The sequence below is a fragment of the Pseudomonas sp. R-28-1W-6 genome (genome assembly GCF_009799925.1).
Taxonomy (GTDB): domain Bacteria; phylum Pseudomonadota; class Gammaproteobacteria; order Pseudomonadales; family Pseudomonadaceae; genus Aquipseudomonas.
On record NZ_WELK01000002.1, the window covers coordinates 67,336 to 84,760 of the forward strand.

The 17,425-nt window shown below is 68.3% G+C and carries 20 protein-coding genes; 12 read left to right on the plus strand and 8 right to left on the minus strand.

Features of this window, described 5'->3' with window-relative positions:
* Positions 1-83: 83 nt before the first annotated feature.
* The 3 genes from F3I62_RS04515 to F3I62_RS04525 all read right to left on the minus strand — a co-directional run bounded on the left by F3I62_RS04515 (position 84) and on the right by F3I62_RS04525 (position 2,553).
* Positions 84-869: an MBL fold metallo-hydrolase gene (locus tag F3I62_RS04515; protein ID WP_160488499.1), complete on the minus strand. Its 786-nt coding sequence runs from the start codon at positions 867-869 to the stop codon at positions 84-86.
* Between the two features lie 92 nt (positions 870-961).
* Positions 962-1,498: a cytochrome b gene (locus F3I62_RS04520; RefSeq protein WP_160488500.1), complete on the minus strand. Its 537-nt coding sequence runs from the start codon at positions 1,496-1,498 to the stop codon at positions 962-964.
* Complete coding sequence (locus F3I62_RS04525; protein WP_160488501.1) at positions 1,495-2,553, minus strand: catalase family peroxidase; 1,059 nt, start codon at positions 2,551-2,553, stop codon at positions 1,495-1,497. Before F3I62_RS04525 ends, F3I62_RS04520 begins: the two co-directional genes overlap by 4 nt.
* 155 nt (positions 2,554-2,708) lie before the next feature.
* Here F3I62_RS04525 and F3I62_RS04530 point away from each other — a divergent pair, with 155 nt between their 5' ends.
* Together F3I62_RS04530 and F3I62_RS04535 are read left to right on the plus strand one after the other, a co-directional pair.
* Positions 2,709-3,215, plus strand: coding sequence for a sigma-70 family RNA polymerase sigma factor (locus F3I62_RS04530; protein WP_160488502.1), 507 nt, complete (start codon positions 2,709-2,711; stop codon positions 3,213-3,215).
* Positions 3,212-3,964: an anti-sigma factor gene (locus tag F3I62_RS04535; protein ID WP_160488503.1), complete on the plus strand. Its 753-nt coding sequence runs from the start codon at positions 3,212-3,214 to the stop codon at positions 3,962-3,964. Before F3I62_RS04530 ends, F3I62_RS04535 begins: the two co-directional genes overlap by 4 nt.
* On the opposite strand, the gene F3I62_RS04540 is transcribed toward F3I62_RS04535, so the two are convergent.
* Complete coding sequence (locus F3I62_RS04540) at positions 3,965-4,843, minus strand: acyl-CoA dehydrogenase (protein ID WP_160488504.1); 879 nt, start codon at positions 4,841-4,843, stop codon at positions 3,965-3,967. It abuts the gene before it with no gap.
* A 268-nt stretch (positions 4,844-5,111) separates the two neighbouring features.
* Between F3I62_RS04540 and olsB the strand changes: the two genes are divergently transcribed.
* Both olsB and F3I62_RS04550 read left to right on the plus strand, forming a co-directional pair.
* The gene (olsB, locus tag F3I62_RS04545; protein ID WP_160489019.1) at positions 5,112-5,867 is read left to right on the plus strand and encodes an L-ornithine N(alpha)-acyltransferase; all 756 of its coding nucleotides are present in this window, start codon (positions 5,112-5,114) and stop codon (positions 5,865-5,867) included.
* Between the two features lie 68 nt (positions 5,868-5,935).
* Complete coding sequence (locus tag F3I62_RS04550) at positions 5,936-6,709, plus strand: lysophospholipid acyltransferase family protein (RefSeq protein WP_160488505.1); 774 nt, start codon at positions 5,936-5,938, stop codon at positions 6,707-6,709.
* 114 nt (positions 6,710-6,823) lie between these two features.
* Here F3I62_RS04550 and F3I62_RS04555 read toward each other — a convergent pair whose 3' ends face one another.
* Both F3I62_RS04555 and F3I62_RS04560 read right to left on the minus strand, forming a co-directional pair.
* Positions 6,824-7,414: an ACP phosphodiesterase gene (locus F3I62_RS04555; RefSeq protein WP_160488506.1), complete on the minus strand. Its 591-nt coding sequence runs from the start codon at positions 7,412-7,414 to the stop codon at positions 6,824-6,826.
* Positions 7,411-8,451, minus strand: a complete 1,041-nt coding sequence (locus tag F3I62_RS04560; RefSeq protein WP_160488507.1) for an AraC family transcriptional regulator — start codon at positions 8,449-8,451, stop codon at positions 7,411-7,413. The genes F3I62_RS04555 and F3I62_RS04560 overlap by 4 nt, the downstream gene beginning before the upstream one ends.
* A gap of 123 nt (positions 8,452-8,574) precedes the next feature.
* On the opposite strand from F3I62_RS04560, the gene F3I62_RS04565 reads away from it, so the two are divergent.
* The 5 genes from F3I62_RS04565 (at position 8,575) to F3I62_RS04585 (ending at position 12,730) form a co-directional block, all read left to right on the plus strand.
* On the plus strand, positions 8,575-9,744 hold the full coding sequence (locus tag F3I62_RS04565) for an alkane 1-monooxygenase (protein WP_160488508.1): 1,170 nt from the start codon (positions 8,575-8,577) through the stop codon (positions 9,742-9,744).
* Positions 9,741-9,911 (plus strand): rubredoxin, encoded by a 171-nt coding sequence (locus F3I62_RS04570; protein WP_160488509.1) that lies wholly within the window; start codon positions 9,741-9,743, stop codon positions 9,909-9,911. Before F3I62_RS04565 ends, F3I62_RS04570 begins: the two co-directional genes overlap by 4 nt.
* Before the next feature lie 216 nt (positions 9,912-10,127).
* Positions 10,128-10,433: a helix-turn-helix transcriptional regulator gene (locus tag F3I62_RS04575; RefSeq protein ID WP_160488510.1), complete on the plus strand. Its 306-nt coding sequence runs from the start codon at positions 10,128-10,130 to the stop codon at positions 10,431-10,433.
* 55 nt (positions 10,434-10,488) lie between these two features.
* Positions 10,489-11,658 carry an MFS transporter gene (locus tag F3I62_RS04580; protein WP_160488511.1) on the plus strand — a complete coding sequence of 390 codons (1,170 nt, stop codon included), beginning with the start codon at positions 10,489-10,491 and terminating at the stop codon, positions 11,656-11,658.
* Positions 11,659-11,680: 22 nt separating this feature from the next.
* Positions 11,681-12,730, plus strand: a complete 1,050-nt coding sequence (locus F3I62_RS04585; RefSeq protein ID WP_160488512.1) for an alkene reductase — start codon at positions 11,681-11,683, stop codon at positions 12,728-12,730.
* Positions 12,731-12,787: 57 nt separating this feature from the next.
* On the opposite strand, the gene F3I62_RS04590 is transcribed toward F3I62_RS04585, so the two are convergent.
* Entirely contained in the window at positions 12,788-13,612 is an 825-nt protein-coding gene (locus F3I62_RS04590) for an ATPase (RefSeq protein WP_160488513.1), read from the minus strand.
* A gap of 261 nt (positions 13,613-13,873) precedes the next feature.
* On the opposite strand from F3I62_RS04590, the gene F3I62_RS04595 reads away from it, so the two are divergent.
* From F3I62_RS04595 to F3I62_RS04605, 3 genes are all read left to right on the plus strand, one after another.
* Entirely contained in the window at positions 13,874-14,206 is a 333-nt protein-coding gene (locus F3I62_RS04595) for a hypothetical protein (protein ID WP_160488514.1), read from the plus strand.
* Positions 14,207-14,292: 86 nt separating this feature from the next.
* On the plus strand, positions 14,293-15,096 hold the full coding sequence (locus tag F3I62_RS04600) for a SirB1 family protein (RefSeq protein ID WP_160488515.1): 804 nt from the start codon (positions 14,293-14,295) through the stop codon (positions 15,094-15,096).
* A gap of 77 nt (positions 15,097-15,173) precedes the next feature.
* The gene (locus F3I62_RS04605; protein ID WP_160488516.1) at positions 15,174-16,247 is read left to right on the plus strand and encodes a hypothetical protein; all 1,074 of its coding nucleotides are present in this window, start codon (positions 15,174-15,176) and stop codon (positions 16,245-16,247) included.
* A gap of 262 nt (positions 16,248-16,509) precedes the next feature.
* Here F3I62_RS04605 and F3I62_RS04610 read toward each other — a convergent pair whose 3' ends face one another.
* Positions 16,510-17,421, minus strand: coding sequence for an SDR family oxidoreductase (locus tag F3I62_RS04610; protein ID WP_160488517.1), 912 nt, complete (start codon positions 17,419-17,421; stop codon positions 16,510-16,512).
* Between the last annotated feature and the right edge of the window lie 4 nt (positions 17,422-17,425).

Genomic DNA, 17,425 nt, shown 5'->3' on the forward strand with positions numbered 1-17,425 from the left:
GGCGCCGCCCGGCTCGGACGGCGCCGATCACCGGCGCTTTCGCCAGGCCAGCGAACCCGCCTGTCCGGGGGAACGCCGCGGCCTCAGTCCGGCAGGCGGTAGTCTTCCTGGGTCATCAGGTCCAGGCCGCAGTCCAGGCGCTCGATCCAGTCGAGGAAGGCATTGATCATCGCCTCGCCGACAAAGGGCCGGCCGTGCTGCGGCACGATCATCGCCACGTTCATCTCGCGCACCATCTGCGCCCAGAAGCGGCAGGCCTTGTTGCTGGCCATGTAGCGGCGGTGAAAGCCGGCCATGCTGGGGATGTGGTTGACGAAGTCGCTCACCGGGCTGGCGTCGTCGACCATCGAGGCGCCCATGTCGCCGGAGAAGAGGATGCGGCTGACCGGGTCGTACAGCTGGAAGTTGCCCACCGAGTGCAGGAAGTGCGCCGGCACCGCCTTCAGCTGGCACTTGCCGAGGGGGAACGACTGGCCGCGATCCGGCAGGGCGATGATGCGGTCGTAGGTGTTGATGCCATGGCTCAGGGCCAGGTAGTTGGCCGTCAGGTGCGGCAGGAAGCGCGCCCACAGCTTGGAGCAGATCACCCGCGCCTTGGTGTGCAGCAGCCACTTGTCCAGCGAGGCGATGATGTCCGGATCCTGGTGGGAGGCGAAGATGTAGGTCAGCGCCTGCACCGGGATGTGCTTGGACAGCTCCAGCGACAGCGGCGTGTAGGTCAGGTCGCCGCCCGGATCGAGCAGCAGGTACTGCTCGTTGTCGGTGATCAGGAACTGGTTGGATTGCACGCCCTCGCCGCTGACCAGGTCATCGAACATCAGGCATTGGTGGCTGCCGTTATCAAACAGCACGATGGGCTCGCGGCGCATGGAAACCTCACAGGAAAATGCGCGGTGACCATAGCCGAAGCCCACTCGTGCCTCACTGACCTGGATCAAGCGGGGCAACGCTTGGCCATGGGCTAGCTGCGGACCCTGCCGCGCAGCATGCCGGCCAATACCCCGTCACGCCGGATCAGGCCATGGAACAACGCCGCCGCCAGGTGCAGCAGGATGCTGGCGAACAGCAGATAGGCCAGCCAGCCATGGGCGCTGCGCAACCCGGCGTAGAGGTCGACATCCTGCGGGGCGATGGCCGGCAGCACCCAGCCCAGCAGCACCAGCGGATAACCGCCCGCCGACTGCATGGCCCAGCCGAGCAGCGGCAGGGCCAGCATCAGCCCGTACAGCAACACATGGGCGGCGTGGGCCAGGCGCTGCTGCCAGGCCGGGATGCTCGCCGGCAGCGCCGGCGGCGACTGGCGCAGGCGCACGGCCAGGCGCAACAGCAGCAGGCCGAGCAGCAACAGCCCGACGCCCTTGTGCAGGCTCACCAGGCGGTGCTGCCAGGGCCCCAGGCTGCCGACCATGCCGACACCGATGAACAGCATGGCCAGGATCAGCAGGGCCATCAGCCAATGCAACAGGCAGGCGGGAAGACTGTAGGTAACTCGGTTCATGGCTGCACTCCGCTGTTGGCGACGGGCGTCCCCTCGCGGGTCCGGCGTTTGAAGGACTCGGCATAGGCCGCCGAACGCGCCAGCAGGATCGGGTCGGCCGAGGGCCGGATACCGCTGGGCAGGATCAGCGGGTCGAAGTTGGTCGCGTGGCATGCGCCATCCAGTTGCTCGACGGCCTGCTCGATCACCAGTTGGCCGGCATCGATCTGCCGGCGGCTGGCCGGCCACTGGCGGGTGGCATCGTCCACCGCATCAGCGGCCTCGGCCAGGGTCAGGCGCAAGGTCCAGCGCACCGGCCCGCTGGCCAGGCGCTCGCGCAGCTCCACCTGCAAGGCATCGGCGGCCACTGGCGCGCTACCCAGCGGCTGCGGCGCCAACTCCGGCAGCATCGACCAGCGCACCGCCTGCTGGCGGCCAGCGGCGTCCACCAGGTAGAAGGCGTTGATGCTGTTGAAGGTGGTACTGGCAAAACTGCTGCTCGGCTGGTGCTGCTGCGCCCACTGGCGGAAGGCCGCGCTCTGCGGGTGAGCGGCGAAGAAGGCCTGCAGGCGCTGCGGGTCCGGCTTGCCGGTGGCCGGGTCCGGGCGCATCGCCTGCACCTGCTGGAAAAATTCCTCGAGCGTGCCCACCGCCAGCACCGGCGGCGTGTTCATCGCCATGCGCCACTGCTGGCCATCCTCCTGCTGCAACAGCAAGGCCATGCTGCGCACCGGCACGCTGGTATCGGCGGCATGCGGGTTGCCGCCACCGATGGACAACCGGCCGCTGACCGGCACCCGCCCGGCGGCGAACACCGCGGCGGTGGACAGCGCGGCGGCCGCCCCCCGACTCTCGAAGTAGCCGCTGATGCACAGGCCACGGGCATGGGCCCGGCGGTAGCCGGGATGGACGCCGGAACTGGCTTCGAAGCTGTCGACGAAACGCTGTGGCGACAGGCGCTGCGCATCGAGCCAGCCGGCGGCATAGGCAAAGCCGCCGGCCAGCGTCGCCACGCTCAGGGCAATCAGCGACAAACGCCCGAGCTGGCGCGGCCAGGGCAGGGATGGTTCACTCATGAACAGGACTCCAGGGCCTTGCGGCCGATCAATGAGCCTGTGGGACGCAGCCCCGCGAACTTTATTCCCGCCGCCGTGGAATAAACTTCGGCCAGTTGCGTCTTCCTTGCATGAGCGGCGGACAACCGTCCCTGCACCCGCCAAACGAGCCACCGATGATCGATGACGACGCGCTGCGCGAACTGCTGCCACGCCTGCGCCGCTTTGCCCTCTGGCTGACCCGCGAGCCGGCCAGCGCCGACGACCTGGTCCAGGCCAGCCTGGAGCGCGCGCTGTCGCGCTGGCGCAGCAAGCGCCCGGACGGCGAGTTGCGCGCCTGGCTGTTCAGCATCCTCTATCGCCTGTTCCTCGACGGCCAGCGCCGCGCCAAGCGCCACGCACGCTGGCTCAGCCTGTTCGGCCACGAGGAAGAACCGCAGACCACAGCCCTCGACGAGCTGATCGTCGCCCATGCCACCCTGGACGCCTTCGCCAAACTGCCGACCGAGCAACGCGCCCTGCTGTTGCTGATCAGCGTCGAAGGCCTGAGCTACCAGGAAGCCGCCGCCAGCCTGGATATTCCCATCGGCACGGTGATGTCGCGCCTGTCGCGGGCGCGCCAGGCCCTGCGCGCCCTGAGTGACGGCGAAAGCCCCCTGCCCGCCCTGCGGAGACTGAAATGACCCCCATGCAACCCAGCGAAGACGACCTGCACGCCTACCTCGACGACCGCCTGCCGACCGAGCGGCGTCAGGCCGTGGAAGCCTATCTGGCAGCCAACCCCGCCGTGGCGGAGCAGGTGGCCGGCTGGCGGCGCGACACCCTGGCCCTGCGCACCGCCCTGGCCAACCTGCAGCCGCTGGCGGCCAACAGCCGGCTCGACCCGCTGGCCATTCGCCGCCGCCAGCGCGCGGCCCGGCAACGCGGGCTGGCCACGGCCGCCACCCTGGTGCTGGCCATCGGCCTGGGCGGCCTGGGCGGCTGGCAGGCGCGCAACCAGACGCTGCTGGCAGCCAACCCGCCGATGCAGGATGCCCTGGAGGCCCATCGCCTGTTTGCCCTCGACAAAGCCGCGGTGGTGGATGTCCAGGTCAGCCAGGCGGCCGAATTGCAGCGCTGGCTGGCCGGGCACTTCGCCCAGGCCACGCCCCTGCCGGACCTGGCCGCCCAGGGCCTGCAGGCCGTCGGCGCGCGCCTGCTGAGCACCGAGCAGGGCGCCGCCGCCCTGTTGCTGTTCGAGGATGCTCAGGGCCGGCGCATCAGCCTGTACCTGCGCGAGCCCGGGGCGCTGTACGCCAACATGCCCAGCGGCGAGCGCGCCGAGGGCCCCTTGCAGGCCCGCTACTGGTCGCGCGCTGGCTACAACTACGCCCTGGTCAGCGATGTCGGCGACCCGCGCAGCGCGGCACTGCAGCAGGCACTGCGCTTCTAGTCAGGCCAGCGTCTGCAGCGCCTTCTCCAGGCGCTTCTCGCGCGCCGTGCGGGCGATTTCCAGCAGGTTGCGATCGCGCTGCCACAGCGCCGCCCACTCGGCCGGGCCGCCGGCCATGGCCGCATCGACTTCGCCACGCAGGGCGGCGAACTGGGCGAACAGCCCGGCCAGCAGCACATGGCTGGCCGGCGCACTGGGGCATTGCCGCGCCACCTCGGCGCAGCCCGCGAGCAGGCCCAGCAGACGCAACTGCAGGGCCTGCGGCCAGGCGCTGTCCTGGCCCACGCCGTACAGCCAGGCGCTCACGGCGGTCAGCACGTGCACGTCCTCGATGCTGCGGAAGGGTTTCACGTAGGCATCCCAGCCATCGCCAGGCAGCAGCTCGCACAGCGCGTGGTCCAGGTGCAGGCGGGCGTGGCCGATATCCGGCATCAGCGGCAGCGCCGGCAGCGGCTCGATGCGCACCCCCGGCGCGCCGTTGCGCGCCACGCCCACAGCCAGGCGCGGCGGGCTGCCGACCTCCTCGCAGCGCGCCGCCACCAGCAGCCAGTCGGCGGCCTCGGCGGCGGTGACGAAATCCTTGCGCCCGCTCAGGTGCAGGCCCTGCAGGCGGGTGCCCAGGTCTGCCGGGCGGGTGCTCTTGTGCTCGGTCACGCACAGCGCACCCAGCGACCAGGGCGCCGCCGGCCACAGGGCGCGCAACGCCGCCTGGTAACCAGCCAGAAAAGCCAGCCCCGGCGTCGCCGCCAGGCGCCCGCCGAGCGAGGCCAGGGCGAACGGGGCGGCCTCGCCGACCCGCTCCAGCAGGGACGCGTACCAGCTCTCCAGGTCGCTCGCCGGCAGGCGCTCACGGGTTTGCAGCAAAGGTTGCCAAGGCATCGCAAAAATCCTCTATCGAGTCGGTGTACGGCCTCGCGAGCTAGAGCCAGGCAAGGCGAAATTGGGCGAGGACGCGGAGTTTACAAAGCGTAAATGAGCAGTCCGAGCCCAATTTCAACGCAGCCTGGCCGACGCGCAGCAGGACGTGGCTGTCACGCAAGCATCACCGAACATTCACGGAGGTGACACCGGCTCTACCTAGCCTGAGCTTGCCCAACAAAGTCGACTGGCCGCAACTCTTTGAAGGCCGGCTTACGGAGGCTACATGATGACCGAGAGCGCCCGCACCCGCGACACCACTGCCGAACGCCGCCTGCACGCCGAACGCCTGCTCGGCGCCGCCGCCCTGCGCGAGGCCCAGGCCCTGCGCTACAGCGTCTTCAGCAGCGAATTCGACGCCAAGCTGAATGGCGCCGAGCTCGGCCTGGACATGGATGACTACGACCCGCACTGCCAGCACATCGGCGTGCGCGACCTGAACAGCGGCCGCCTGGTCGCCACCACCCGCCTGCTCGACCACCGCGCCGCGGCCAGCCTGGGCCGCTTCTACAGCGAGGAGGAGTTCTGCCTGCACGGCCTGGCCCATCTCGAGGGGCCGGTACTGGAACTGGGCCGCACCTGCGTCGACCCGGCCTATCGCAACGGCGGCACCATCGCCGTGCTGTGGAGCGAGCTGGCCGAAGTGCTCAACGAAGGCGGCTACCGCTACCTGATGGGCTGCGCCAGCATCCCCATGCAGGACGGCGGCATCCAGGCCCAGGCGATCATGCAGCGCCTGCGCGAGCGCTACCTGTGCAACGAGTACCTGCGCGCCGAGCCGAAGAAGCCGCTGCCGAGCCTGGATGTGCCGGGCAACGTCATCGCCGAGATGCCGCCGCTGCTCAAGGCCTACATGCGCCTGGGCGCGAAGATCTGCGGCGAGCCGTGCTGGGACGAGGATTTCCAGGTGGCCGACGTGTTCATCCTGCTCAAGCGCGACGAGCTGTGCCCGCGCTATGCGCGGCACTTCAAGGCCGCGGTGTAGCGCCCGGCGCTGCCTGCACGCCCCGCCCCTGCGGGCGGGGTGAGTCCCTTCGCTACCGGTTGCCGAACATGCCCACACTGCGTCTCTCTCTGCGCCTGGCCCGCCTGGCCGGCGTCCTGCTGCTCGGCCTGGCCCTGGCCGGCCTGGTCGCCCTGGCCGAACGCCTGCGCCGCCACGACCTGCTCGGCCTGCGCCAGCGCCTGACCTGCTGGTTCCTGCGCCGGCTGAGCAAGGCCCTGCCCTTCGACGTCGAGGTGCAGGGCACGCTGCCCGGCGAGCCGATGCTGTGGCTCAGCAACCACGTGTCCTGGACCGACATCCCGCTGCTCGGCCAGCTGCTGCCGCTGTCGTTTCTGTCCAAGGCCGAGGTGCGCAGCTGGCCGCTGGCCGGCTGGCTGGCGCACAAGGCCGGCACCCTGTTCATCCGCCGCGGCTCCGGGGACAGCGCCCTGCTCGCCCGCCAGCTGCAGCGCTACCTGCAGGGCGGCCATGCGCTGCTGATCTTCCCCGAGGGCACCACCACCGACGGCCAGCAGCTGCGCACCTTCCACGGCCGCCTGCTGACCGGCGCCATCGAGGCCGGCATGCCCGTGCAACCGGTGGCGATCCGTTACCTGCGTGCCGGCCAGGCCGATCCGATCGCGCCCTTTATCGGCGACGACGACCTGCCTTCGCACCTGCTGCGCCTGTTCGCCAGCGAACGCAGCACGGTGCAGATTCAGCTGCTCGAACCGATCGCCAGCCACGGCCTGGAGCGCAACGTCCTGGCTCGCCAGGCGCAGCGCGCGGTGCAGGCGGCATTGTTCGGCGAAGTCGAAGAGCGCGAGCGGGCAGCGGCGTAAGGTGGATCACGCTTCACCGATCCACCGGGCGGTGCATCTGGTGGATGAACAGAGCGTCATCCACCCTACGATGCCTGCAACCCCGCGCCGGCCTCGGTGCGCACGGCAGGCCCGTCAGTCGCCAGCGCCGCGAAGCAGAGTGCCCTCGGCAAAGCGCCGCAGCTCGGGATAGAAGGCGCGAAAATCCTCCTGCAACGGCAGGTACAGCCGCTCCAGCTCGATCATCGCGCCGTCCAGCAATTGCGGGCGCGACAGGCGCCGGCTCATGCCCCACAGCACCTGTTCCAGCACGGCGAAATCGCGGTAGCTGCCCAGCCAGTCCTGCTGCGCCATGCGCGGGGCGATATGGGCCAGGCGCGGCGGCAACTCAGGCTGTTCGGCCAATACGGCATAGACCCGCGCGGTGAACTGCGGCAACGGTTCGGCGGCGTAGTCGTGCCAGTGCCGGGCCAGGCAATGGTCGAAGAACAGGTCGAGGAGAATCCCCGAAGTACGCCGCCGCTCGGCCGGGAAGCGCGCGCGGGCTTGCGCAGTCAGCGGGTGGCTGTCGGTGAAGGCGTCGATGCGCCGGTGCAGACGGATGGCGGCCTCGATCTCTGGCGGAAAGCGCCCTTCCAGCCGACCTTTGACGAAGTCGCCATACAGGCTGCCCAGCAGCTGTTCGGGCTGGTCGCCGCCCAGATGCAGATGCGCCAGGTAGTTCATCGGGCGGGCACAGCGAGCTGGCCATTGCGCCAGGCATTGGGCGTCATCCCCAGCCAACGACGGAAGGTGCGGCTGAAGTTGCTGCTGTCCTGATAGCCCAGGCGCTCGGCCACCGCCTCGACGCTCAGCGGGGTGTTCAGCAGCAGCCAGCAAGCCAGCTCCTGGCGCACCTCGTCGAGCAGTTGCTGGTAGCTGCCGCCTTCATCGCGCAGGCGACGGATCAGGGTGCGTTCGGACAGGTGGAATTCCTCGGCCAGTTGCTCCAGGGTCGGGTAGCGTCCCTCGCAGGCCAGCAGACGCAGCTGCACGCGGGTGGTCCAGTCGCCGCCCTCGCGCACGTCGAGCAGCTGGTGCTCGCAGTCGCGCAGGGCGATGCGTGCGGCCTGCGGGTCGGCGCTCAGGCTCGGCCGGTCCAGCCACGCCAACGGCAGGCTGACGCTGTAGCAGTCGGCAGAAAACTCCACGCCGGGACCGAGCAGCTCGCGGTAGTGCGCGCCCCAGGGCGGCTCGGCGAAGGGGAAGGTGAAACGCAGCTCGCCCACCGGCAACGCGCCGCAGACCGCCTCCAGCAGACGCAGGAAGGTGCCGGCGATGGTCGCCAGGATGTGCTCGCGCACATCGCCCAGATCGAACTCCTCGTCGGCCCGCAGGCAGTAGCGGTCGCCTTCCTGATAGCCGGTCAGGCGCAGGCTGCTCAGGCGCAGCACGCTGAAGCGCTCGATCACCTGCAACACGCTGCGTAGGTCGGCACAGGCCACCGCCGCATAGCCCACCGGCCCGTGGGCAGACACCTGAATGGCGCAACCGATCTGCAGGCCCAGCCAGGGACAGTCGGTGAGCTGCAGGGCGCGGCGCACCAGCCGTTGCACCTGGGCGAAGCTCAGGCGCCGGTTGTCGGCATGCAGGTGCGCCCAGTCCAGCCCGGTGCCCTCGACTATCTGCGCCTCGCTGAAGCCGCGCTGCCGCAGGCCGGCGCACAGCAGGCGGGCATAGATGGGATGCAGGCAGGGCTGCAGCGGAGAAACGCTGGGCTGCATGGGACACTCCGGCGAGGGCTAATGTTGTCACCATATGACGATTTATTGCCCAACTCAACGGTTCTGCCCTTGGCCAACCCGGCGCATGCTGGCTACAGGTCAAAGAACCTCGGAGAGCACAACATGGATATCCTGCACCCCGCCCTGCCCTATCGTGACCGCAAGCGCCATCTGTGGCTGATGTCGCTGTTCGTGCCCAGCCTCGGCCTGATCGGCCCGGCGCTGTACCTGCTGGTTTCGGCCAACGTGTTCTGGCTGTGGCTGTCGCCGCTGTTCTTCTATTTCGGCATCCCGCTGCTCGATGCGCTGATCGGCGAGGACCCGAGCAACCCACCGGAAGAAGCGGTGCCGGGCCTGGAAGCCGATGCCTACTACCGCTGGATCACCTACCTGCTGGTGCCGCTGCTGTGGCTGGGTTTCATCCTCAATGCCACGTTCGTCGCCACCCAGGCGCTGCCCTGGTACGGCGTGCTGGCGATGATCATCTCCACCGGTGGCGGCCTGGGTTTCGCCATCAACCTGGGCCACGAAATGGGCCACAAGAAAACCGAACTGGAGCGCTGGCTGGGCAAGCTGGCCCTGGCCCTGTGCTGCTACGGGCACTTCTTCGTCGAACACAACCGCGGCCATCACCGCGACGTGGCCACGCCGGCGGACCCGGCCTCCTCGCGCATGGGCGAACACATCTACCGCTTCCTCCTGCGCGAGATGCCCGGTGGCTACCGCCGCGCCTGGCAACTGGAGCAGGAGCGCCTGGCGCGCTGCAACAAGTCGGTGTGGAGCCTGGACAACGAGGTGCTGCAACCGGCGCTGATCAGCCTGGCCCTGTATGGCGGGCTGCTCGCCGTGTTCGGCCTGGCGCTGCTGCCCTACCTGCTGCTCACCGCGTTCTGGGGCGGTTTCCAGCTGACCTCGGCCAACTACCTGGAACACTACGGCCTGCTGCGGCGTAAGCTGGACAACGGCCGCTACGAGATCTGCCAGCCGCAGCATTCGTGGAACAGCAACCACCTGTTCTCCAACTGGGCGCTGTTCCACCTGCAGCGGCATTCCGACCACCACGCCCACCCGACCCGGCGCTATCAGTCGCTGCGCAACTTTCCCGACCTGCCACGCCTGCCCAGCGGCTACTTTGGCATGTACCTGCTGGCCTACTGCCCGCCGCTGTGGTTCCACGTGATGAACCCGCGCCTGCTGGCGGCGGTGCACGGCGATGCCGCGCGGATCAACTTCCAGCCCGGCCTGCGCGAGCAGCTGATGCGGCGCTACGGCCTGCGGGAACATGCGGCATGAGCCAGTACCAGTGCCCGGAGTGCGGCTACCGCTATGACGAGCGCCACGGCGAACCCCATGAGGGCTATGCGCCGGGCACCACCTGGGAGGAACTGCCGGAGGATTTCACCTGCCCCGACTGTGCGGTACGGGTGAAGGCGGATTTTGTGCCGGTAGCGGAGACCTAGGATCTGTTTACGATCTCTCGTAGGGTGCGCCGCGCGCACCACCAGCCACCTACGGGCACTCCGGTGCGCACGGCGCACCCTACATAGACGCCAGCCGATTCTTGTAGGCCCCAACCTATCAGCCCTGTCGATAATCAGTATCGGCGCAAACGATCCCCATATCGGACCAAGCCGATATAGAGTTCGTTCCATCTCGATATACCGGTAACCCGCGCCATGGATACCCCGCTCGACCTCGACGAAATCATCAAGGCCCTGGCCCATCCCGTACGCCGGGAGATTCTGCAGTGGCTGAAGGAGCCGCAGAAGCATTTCGCCGACCAGGAACACCCGCTGGAATTCGGCGTATGCGCCGGCAAGTTCGAACGCTGCGGCCTGTCGCAGTCGAGCGTGTCGGCCCACCTCGCCACCCTACAGCGGGCCAACCTGGTGACCTGCCGCAAGGTCGGCCAGTGGAGTTTCTTCAAGCGCAACGAGGAGGTCATTCAGGCCTTCCTGAAAGACTTCAGCACTCAACTCTAAACACCCAGCCTGCCCCGCCAGGCCAATCCGTTCACCCCGTTTCAGGAGCCGGCCCATGCCGCTTTCGCTTCTCGTCCTCGCTTTGTCCGCATTTGCCATCGGCACCACGGAATTCGTCATCATGGGTCTGCTGCCGGAGGTGGCCCTTGATCTCGGCGTGAGCATTCCCGGCGCCGGCTGGCTGGTCACCGGCTACGCCCTCGGCGTGGCCATCGGTGCGCCGTTCATGGCCATGGTCACTTCCAACTGGCCGCGCAAGGCCGCCCTGCTGGCGCTGATGGGTATCTTCATCCTCGGCAACCTGCTGTGCGCCACGGCCAGCGACTACGAACTGCTGATGATTGCCCGGGTGGTTACCGCCCTCTGCCATGGCGCCTTCTTCGGCATAGGCTCGGTGGTCGCCGCCAGCCTGGTGCCGGAAAACCGCAAGGCTTCGGCGGTGGCGCTGATGTTCACCGGCCTGACCCTGGCCAACGTGCTCGGCGTACCGCTGGGCACCGCACTTGGCCAATACGCCGGCTGGCGCTCGACCTTCTGGGCGGTGACGGTCATCGGTGTGCTGGCCCTGATCGGTCTGTGGCGGGTGCTGCCGGCCAAGCGCGACGAACAGCCGGCCGATCTGCGCAGCGAGCTGGCGGCCCTGCGTGGCCTCGGCTTCTGGCTGGCGCTGTCGACCACCGTGCTGTTCTCCGCCGCGGTGTTCGCCCTGTTCACCTACATCGCCCCGTTGCTCGGCGAGGTCACCGGCGTGTCGCCCAGCGGCATCACCTGGAGCCTGTTGCTGATCGGCCTCGGCCTGACCCTGGGCAACCTGCTCGGCGGCAAGCTGGCCGACTGGCGCCTGGCGACCACCCTGTGCGGTGTGTTCATCGCCCTGGCGCTGCTCTCCAGCCTGTTCAGCTGGACCAGCCAGGCGCTGGTCCCGGGGCAGATCACCCTGTTCCTCTGGGCCACCGCCGCCTTCGCCGCCGTGCCGGCGCTGCAGATCAACGTGATGACCTTCGGCCAGGCCGCCCCCAACCTGGTTTCGACCCTGAATATCGGCGCCTTCAACCTGGGCAACGCCCTCGGCGCCTGGGTCGGTGGCCTAGTCATCAGCCAGGGCCTGGGCCTGACCAGCGTGCCGCTGGCCGCCGCCGTGCTGGCCGGCCTGGCCCTGTTCGCCACCCTGCTGACCTTCTCTGTCGGCAACGCCTCTGGCGCTGCCATCGCCGTCCCCAACTGACCCACCCGCGGAGATCCAACCCATGCCCACACTCTTCGACCCCATCCAGATCGGCGACCTCGAACTGCCGAACCGCATCATCATGGCCCCGCTGACCCGTTGCCGCGCCGACGCCGGCCGCGTGCCCAACGCGCTGATGGCCGAGTACTACGTGCAACGCGCCTCGGCCGGGCTGATCATCAGCGAGGCCACCTCGGTCACGCCGATGGGCGTCGGCTACCCGGACACCCCCGGCATCTGGTCGGACGACCAGGTGCGTGGCTGGCACAACGTGACCAGTGCCGTGCATGCCCACGGCGGGCGCATCGTCCTGCAGCTGTGGCACGTCGGACGCATCTCCGATCCGCTGTACCTGGAAGGTGAACTGCCGGTGGCGCCTAGCGCGATCAAACCGGCCGGGCATGTCAGCCTGGTGCGGCCGATCAAGGACTTCGTCACCCCACGCGCCCTGGAAACCGAGGAAATCGCCGAGATCGTCGAGGCCTACCGCAGCGGCGCGGAGAACGCCAAGGCCGCCGGTTTCGACGGCGTGGAAATCCACGCGGCCAACGGTTACCTGCTCGACCAGTTCCTCCAGGACAGCACCAACCAGCGCAGCGACCAGTACGGTGGCAGCCTGGAGAACCGCGCCCGCCTGCTGCTGGAAGTCACCGATGCGGTGCTCGGCGTCTGGGAACCCGGCCGCGTCGGCGTGCACCTGTCGCCGCGTGCAGACCTGCACGACATGGGCGATAGCAACCGTGCCGAGACCTTCGGCTACGTGGCGCGCGAACTGGGCAAGCGCCAGATCGCCTTTATCTGCGCCCGCGAGCGGATCGACGATGACAGCCTGACCCCGCAGCTCAAGGAGGCCTTCGGCGGCGTGTTCATTGCCAACGAGCGCTTCACCAAGGCCCAGGCCAACACCTGGCTGGCCGAGGGCAAGGCCGATGCGGTGGCGTTTGGCGTGCCCTATATCGCCAACCCGGACCTGGTCGAGCGCCTGACCAGCGACGCGCCGCTGAACGAAGCGCGTCCGGAGCTGTTCTACGCCCAGGGCGCGGCGGGCTATATCGACTACCCAAGCCTGTAACGCACCGCTGAAACGAAAAAGCCCCGCAATAGCGGGGCTTTTTCATGCAGCGAACACTTAGCGGGCGTTGATCTGCTGCTGCAGGTTCTGCACCTGAGCCTGCAGGGTGCTGATGTTGCGGGTCATCTGCGCGCGGAAGGCGTCGAACTCGGCGTTGTTCTGAGTCGGCGCCGGACGGTTGTCCAGTTCGCTGCGCAGCACCAGCAGGTCCTGCTCCAGACGGCCGATGGCCTGGTTCGGGTTGCCCTGCTTCTTCAGCGCCTCGACATCGCCGCTCAGGCTCTTGAGCTGGCCTTCCAGCTGGCCGACTCCGGCCAGGCCGGCCTTCTGCTCGCTGGCCAGCTTGTCCAGCTGGCTGCCGAACTGGCCGGCGGCGCTCTTCTGGCTCTTCAGCTCGGTGGCCAGCTGCTCGATGCGCTTGCCCTGGCCGCTCTGCTGGCCGGCCACGTTCTGCTGCGACTTGCTCAGCTCGGCCAGCTTGTTCTCCAGCTGCTTGACCCGCAGCTTGAGCTGCTCGCTGTCGGTGGTGACGCTGGATTCGGTGGCCACCACCTTGCCGGAGATGTCCTGGATGCGCCCGGCGGCATCCTCGCTGATCTTGACGAAGCTCTCCTGGGTCGCCACCAGTTGCTGCTCCATCAGCGAGATCTGCTGCAGGCTCCACCAGCTGAGCGCGCCCAGGGCGATGGCCAGGGCGCCGACCAGCGCCCACAGCGCGCCGGTGCCGCCGGAAGACTTGGCCGGCGCAGCCTGGCCACGCCCGTGGTGGGGCTGGACATGGTCGGCGGGCGCCGCGTGCACCGGCGCGAAATCGTCCTGATTACGCCCTCCGGCGGTCAGGCTGGGAATATGGTCGAGTTCGTCGCGGGCATCGTTGCGCATGGGTAAACCTTCAGGGAAAGCACGGCGGCAAGAAACAGAGCCGGAAGTATACCGGTTAGTCGGCTGGGCTTCAGCGTCGCGCCAGAGGAGTGCAAGGCGCACCAGTGATGGGCGGCTGCGCAGCCATAGACCTGTGAAAGGCCGCACAGTTCGCGGCTCGGGCTTTCTGGTACGGCGCTTGCAAAAGTCCAGGCGTGGCAACGCGCAGACGCCCGCCGGCACCTGCCGGTGGGCACGCTTCAACTGCTAGGGGGAACGGGCATGGAACTGAACAAGGCCGTACTGGATTGCATGCAGGCGCTGCGCCGGCGCTTGCGCGATGAACTCGCCGTGGATATCCACCTCAATCAGGCGGACGCCGTGGAAGCCATGCTGATGGCCTGCCTGCGCTCCGCCGACCAGGACACCCGCAACCTTGGCATTCGCCTGGCCGAACTCAGCGACTTCCAGAGCGCGGCCGAGCCCAGCGCCCCGGCCCGGCAATACCGCGGCCAGGCGCTGGCCGACGAACCGCCTGTGGCAGCCGCCGCCGCGACCGGCGAAACGCCGCGCGGCACCGTGCGCATGTATCGCGGTCAGCGCGTCTACGCCTGAAGCCGCGGGGTCTGCCTGCCGACTGGACGAGTCTGACACCGCGCGCTACAAGCTAGGCATACGGCTCGCCGTTTCAGGAGACCACGATGACCTCACGTCCGGCCTGGCTCGACTGCCTGCACGCGCAGCCGCCCGCGCTGTTCGAGGCGGCGCTGCATATCGCCGCCGAGCATGATTCCCAGCTGCAGCCGGCCCAGGTCCTGCGCGATTTCGCCAACCTGCGCCAGCTGGTGGCCGCCGGCTTGCCGCACCTGCCCGCCGCCGAACTGGCCCAGCCGCTGCTGCGCCGCCTGGGCGAGCTGGACTTCCACGCAGACGACGACCTGCCCACCCGGCCCCAGGCCGCCCTGTTGCACCGGGTGCTGCAACGCCGCCGCGGCCAGCCCCTGTCACTGGCGCTGATCGCCCTGGAGCTGGCCCGCCAACTGGACATCCCGCTGCAGGCAGTGAATTTCCCCGGCCACCTGCTGCTGCGCGTGCCCGGCGCCGACCACCTGCTCGACCCGTGCAACGGCCGCCGCCTGTATACCCGCGACTGCCGCGAACTGCTGCTGCGCGTCGCCGGGCCGACGGCCGAACTGAACGCCGGCCATCTGCTGAGCTGTGACGCCCAGGCCCTGCTGCTGCGCCTGTCGCGCAACCTGTGCCACCTGCATGGCGCCGCCGGCGAGCACCTGGCCGCGCTCAAGGACGCCGAGCGCATCCTCCTGCTGGCGCCCCCCAATGCCGCCGACCACCTGCTGCGCGCGGCCATCTACCGCGAGCTGGACTGCCCGCAGGCCGAGCGCTTCGATCTGGAGCGCGCCCTGCTACTGTGCGACGACGAACCCGAGCGGCTACGCCTGGGCCAGCGCCTGCGCGAGCTGGGGCGCACCCCGGCGCTGCACTGACGGGGTCTGGACAACCCCGTGAACTCTCTGCCTAATTGGCACGCCCCAACACAATAACAACATTAGGGACGTCCACGATGCGCAAGCTCATATTGCTGTGCCTGCTGTGCTTTTCCTCGCTGTTACACGCCGCCCCCGGCGTCTTCCCCGACTCCACCTTCAACAACCTCGACTACGGTCTGTACTGGTTCGGCTATGGCGACACCTGGCAGAAAGCCGTACCGGGGCAGAGCAACGCCTACTACGGCGCCAGCAAACCCACAGTGATCTATATCCATGGTTGGCAGAACGGCACCACCGTGCGCAAGGACCGCGAGACCTTCAACCGCGAGGGCGCCGGCGGTCCGGCCCTGGACCTGGCCGATGCCTGGCTGCGGGCGGGCTACAACGTCGGCGTGCTGTACTGGAACCAGTTCGCCGACGAGGGCGAGGTGACCGATGCCGAAGCCAAGATCTGGAGCGCCACTGGCCCACGCGCCATGCGCTGGCGCAACAGCAGCGGGGTGTATGCCAGCGGCCCGAGCCAGACGGTCGGCGACCTGCTGTTCAAGAGCTACAAGGACAATATGGCCGGCTACAGCGGCAGCAACATCCGCATCCTCGGCCACTCCCTGGGCAACCAGGTGGCCATCGTCCTGAGCAAGAAGATCAGTGATGCGGTCACGGCCGGCACCCTCAACAGCAAGCTGCTGCCCAAGCGCGTGGCCCTGCTCGACCCCTTCTACTCGAACAACGCGAAGAGCTGGCTCGGCAACCAGTGGACCGGCGCGGTCAGCCGCACCTATGTCAGCGAGCTGAAGGGTAAGGGGATCATTTTCGAGGCCTACCGTTCCTCGCCGGTCACCAGCACCATCTTCATCGGCGATGCCAACCCCGGGCTGATGAACATGACCGCCTTCAGCGAGCTCAAGCCCTGGTACTTCAATGCCACGCAGATCACCGAGAAGCACAATGCCGCGGTCTGGCATTACCTCTGGTCCTACAGCTTCAATCCACCGCTGATTACCGGCACCAGCAACCAGGCCGCCTCGGCCAAGACCTCGGACAGCCGCATCACCACCCTGATGAACGGCACGCAGAAGCTGGTGCATGACCAGGGGGCCTACACCAAGGAACCCTCGGACGATAACTTCAAGCTGCAAGCACGCTAGGGTCTGCTGCCGCTTCGTTCGCGAGCCGTGAGCGAAGCGGCAACTGCCCCTGGGAATTGACCGCAGTCCGATCCAGGGCAATCAGGCCTGCGGTTTGCCGAAATCCCCGTGCCGGCCCGCTCCCGCGCTGAAGCGCTGGGCCCCGGCGCGGGTCTCACCGCTTCTCTCCCGCGATGGCCAGGCCTGCCTGAACCTCGCGCCCATGCAAAAGGCCGGCATCACTGCCGGCCTTTGCGCCCATCCAACCCGCCTTGCGCTCGCCTCAGCCGGCGAACTTCTGCAGGTTGGCCATCATCTCGCGCAGGGCGGTGACGTTGTCGTCCGGGTGCACCGCACCGCTGAAGTCGCCGATCTGCTTCCAGCTGGCCGCCACGTCCTCCGGGCTGAAGCCGGCCTTGGGGTCGAAACCGGCGCCCAGGCTGCGCTCCCAGCGCACCTTGCCGATCCAGCCACCGCCCACTTCGTACAGGCCGGAGGTGTCCTGGCACTGCTCGCTGCCCAGGTACACCACCAACGGGCTGACCAGCTCGGGCTTGAGCTGCTCGAACACCTGCGGCGGGATCAGGCCCTCGGTCATGCGCGTGCCGCCGGTGGGGGCGATGGCGTTGACCAGGATGTTGTTCTTGCGCCCTTCGATGGCCAGGGTGCGGGTCAGGCCGTACAGGCCGAGCTTGGCCATGCCGTAGTTGCTCTGGCCGAAGTTGCCGTAGATGCCCGAGGTGGAGGCGGTGAAGATCACCCGCCCGTAGTTCTGCTCGCGCAGGTGCGCCCAGGCGGCGCGGGTGACCTTGTAGGAGCCTTCGACATGGACCTTGTAGACCAGGTCCCAGTCGGCGTCCTCCATCTTGTGGAAGGACTTGTCGCGCAGGATGCCGGCGTTGTTCACCAGCACGTCGACGCGGCCGAAGCTGTCCAGGGCGTTTTGCACGATCTTGTCGCCATCGGTCACCGAGTCGTGGTTGGCGATCGCGGTACCACCGAAGGCCTTGATCTCGGCCACCACCTTGTCCGCCGCCGAGGCGTTGGCGCCCTCGCCGTGGGTGCTGCCGCCCAGGTCGTTGACCACCACCCGCGCGCCATGCTTGGCGAACAGCAGCGCGTGGGCCCGACCGAGGCCGCCACCGGCGCCGGTGACGATCACGACCTTGTCTTCGAAACGGATGGCTTCGCTCATGAAA

Excerpts from the sequence above, each read along its gene's own strand:
- F3I62_RS04520 (WP_160488500.1), bottom strand. The coding sequence starts at position 1,498 with ATGAACCGAGTTACCTACAGTCTTCCCGCCTGCCTGTTGCATTGGCTG.
- F3I62_RS04610 (WP_160488517.1), bottom strand. The coding sequence starts at position 17,421 with ATGAGCGAAGCCATCCGTTTCGAAGACAAGGTCGTGATCGTCACCGGC.
- F3I62_RS04530 (WP_160488502.1), top strand. The coding sequence starts at position 2,709 with ATGATCGATGACGACGCGCTGCGCGAACTGCTGCCACGCCTGCGCCGC.
- F3I62_RS04585 (WP_160488512.1), top strand. The coding sequence starts at position 11,681 with ATGCCCACACTCTTCGACCCCATCCAGATCGGCGACCTCGAACTGCCG.
- F3I62_RS04535 (WP_160488503.1), top strand. The coding sequence starts at position 3,212 with ATGACCCCCATGCAACCCAGCGAAGACGACCTGCACGCCTACCTCGAC.
- F3I62_RS04525 (WP_160488501.1), bottom strand. The coding sequence starts at position 2,553 with ATGAGTGAACCATCCCTGCCCTGGCCGCGCCAGCTCGGGCGTTTGTCG.
- F3I62_RS04575 (WP_160488510.1), top strand. The coding sequence starts at position 10,128 with ATGGATACCCCGCTCGACCTCGACGAAATCATCAAGGCCCTGGCCCAT.
- olsB (WP_160489019.1), top strand. The coding sequence starts at position 5,112 with ATGACCGAGAGCGCCCGCACCCGCGACACCACTGCCGAACGCCGCCTG.
- F3I62_RS04600 (WP_160488515.1), top strand. The coding sequence starts at position 14,293 with ATGACCTCACGTCCGGCCTGGCTCGACTGCCTGCACGCGCAGCCGCCC.
- F3I62_RS04580 (WP_160488511.1), top strand. The coding sequence starts at position 10,489 with ATGCCGCTTTCGCTTCTCGTCCTCGCTTTGTCCGCATTTGCCATCGGC.
- F3I62_RS04540 (WP_160488504.1), bottom strand. The coding sequence starts at position 4,843 with ATGCCTTGGCAACCTTTGCTGCAAACCCGTGAGCGCCTGCCGGCGAGC.
- F3I62_RS04555 (WP_160488506.1), bottom strand. The coding sequence starts at position 7,414 with ATGAACTACCTGGCGCATCTGCATCTGGGCGGCGACCAGCCCGAACAG.
- F3I62_RS04515 (WP_160488499.1), bottom strand. The coding sequence starts at position 869 with ATGCGCCGCGAGCCCATCGTGCTGTTTGATAACGGCAGCCACCAATGC.
- F3I62_RS04570 (WP_160488509.1), top strand. The coding sequence starts at position 9,741 with ATGAGCCAGTACCAGTGCCCGGAGTGCGGCTACCGCTATGACGAGCGC.
- F3I62_RS04565 (WP_160488508.1), top strand. The coding sequence starts at position 8,575 with ATGGATATCCTGCACCCCGCCCTGCCCTATCGTGACCGCAAGCGCCAT.
- F3I62_RS04605 (WP_160488516.1), top strand. The coding sequence starts at position 15,174 with ATGCGCAAGCTCATATTGCTGTGCCTGCTGTGCTTTTCCTCGCTGTTA.
- F3I62_RS04560 (WP_160488507.1), bottom strand. The coding sequence starts at position 8,451 with ATGCAGCCCAGCGTTTCTCCGCTGCAGCCCTGCCTGCATCCCATCTAT.
- F3I62_RS04590 (WP_160488513.1), bottom strand. The coding sequence starts at position 13,612 with ATGCGCAACGATGCCCGCGACGAACTCGACCATATTCCCAGCCTGACC.
- F3I62_RS04550 (WP_160488505.1), top strand. The coding sequence starts at position 5,936 with ATGCCCACACTGCGTCTCTCTCTGCGCCTGGCCCGCCTGGCCGGCGTC.
- F3I62_RS04595 (WP_160488514.1), top strand. The coding sequence starts at position 13,874 with ATGGAACTGAACAAGGCCGTACTGGATTGCATGCAGGCGCTGCGCCGG.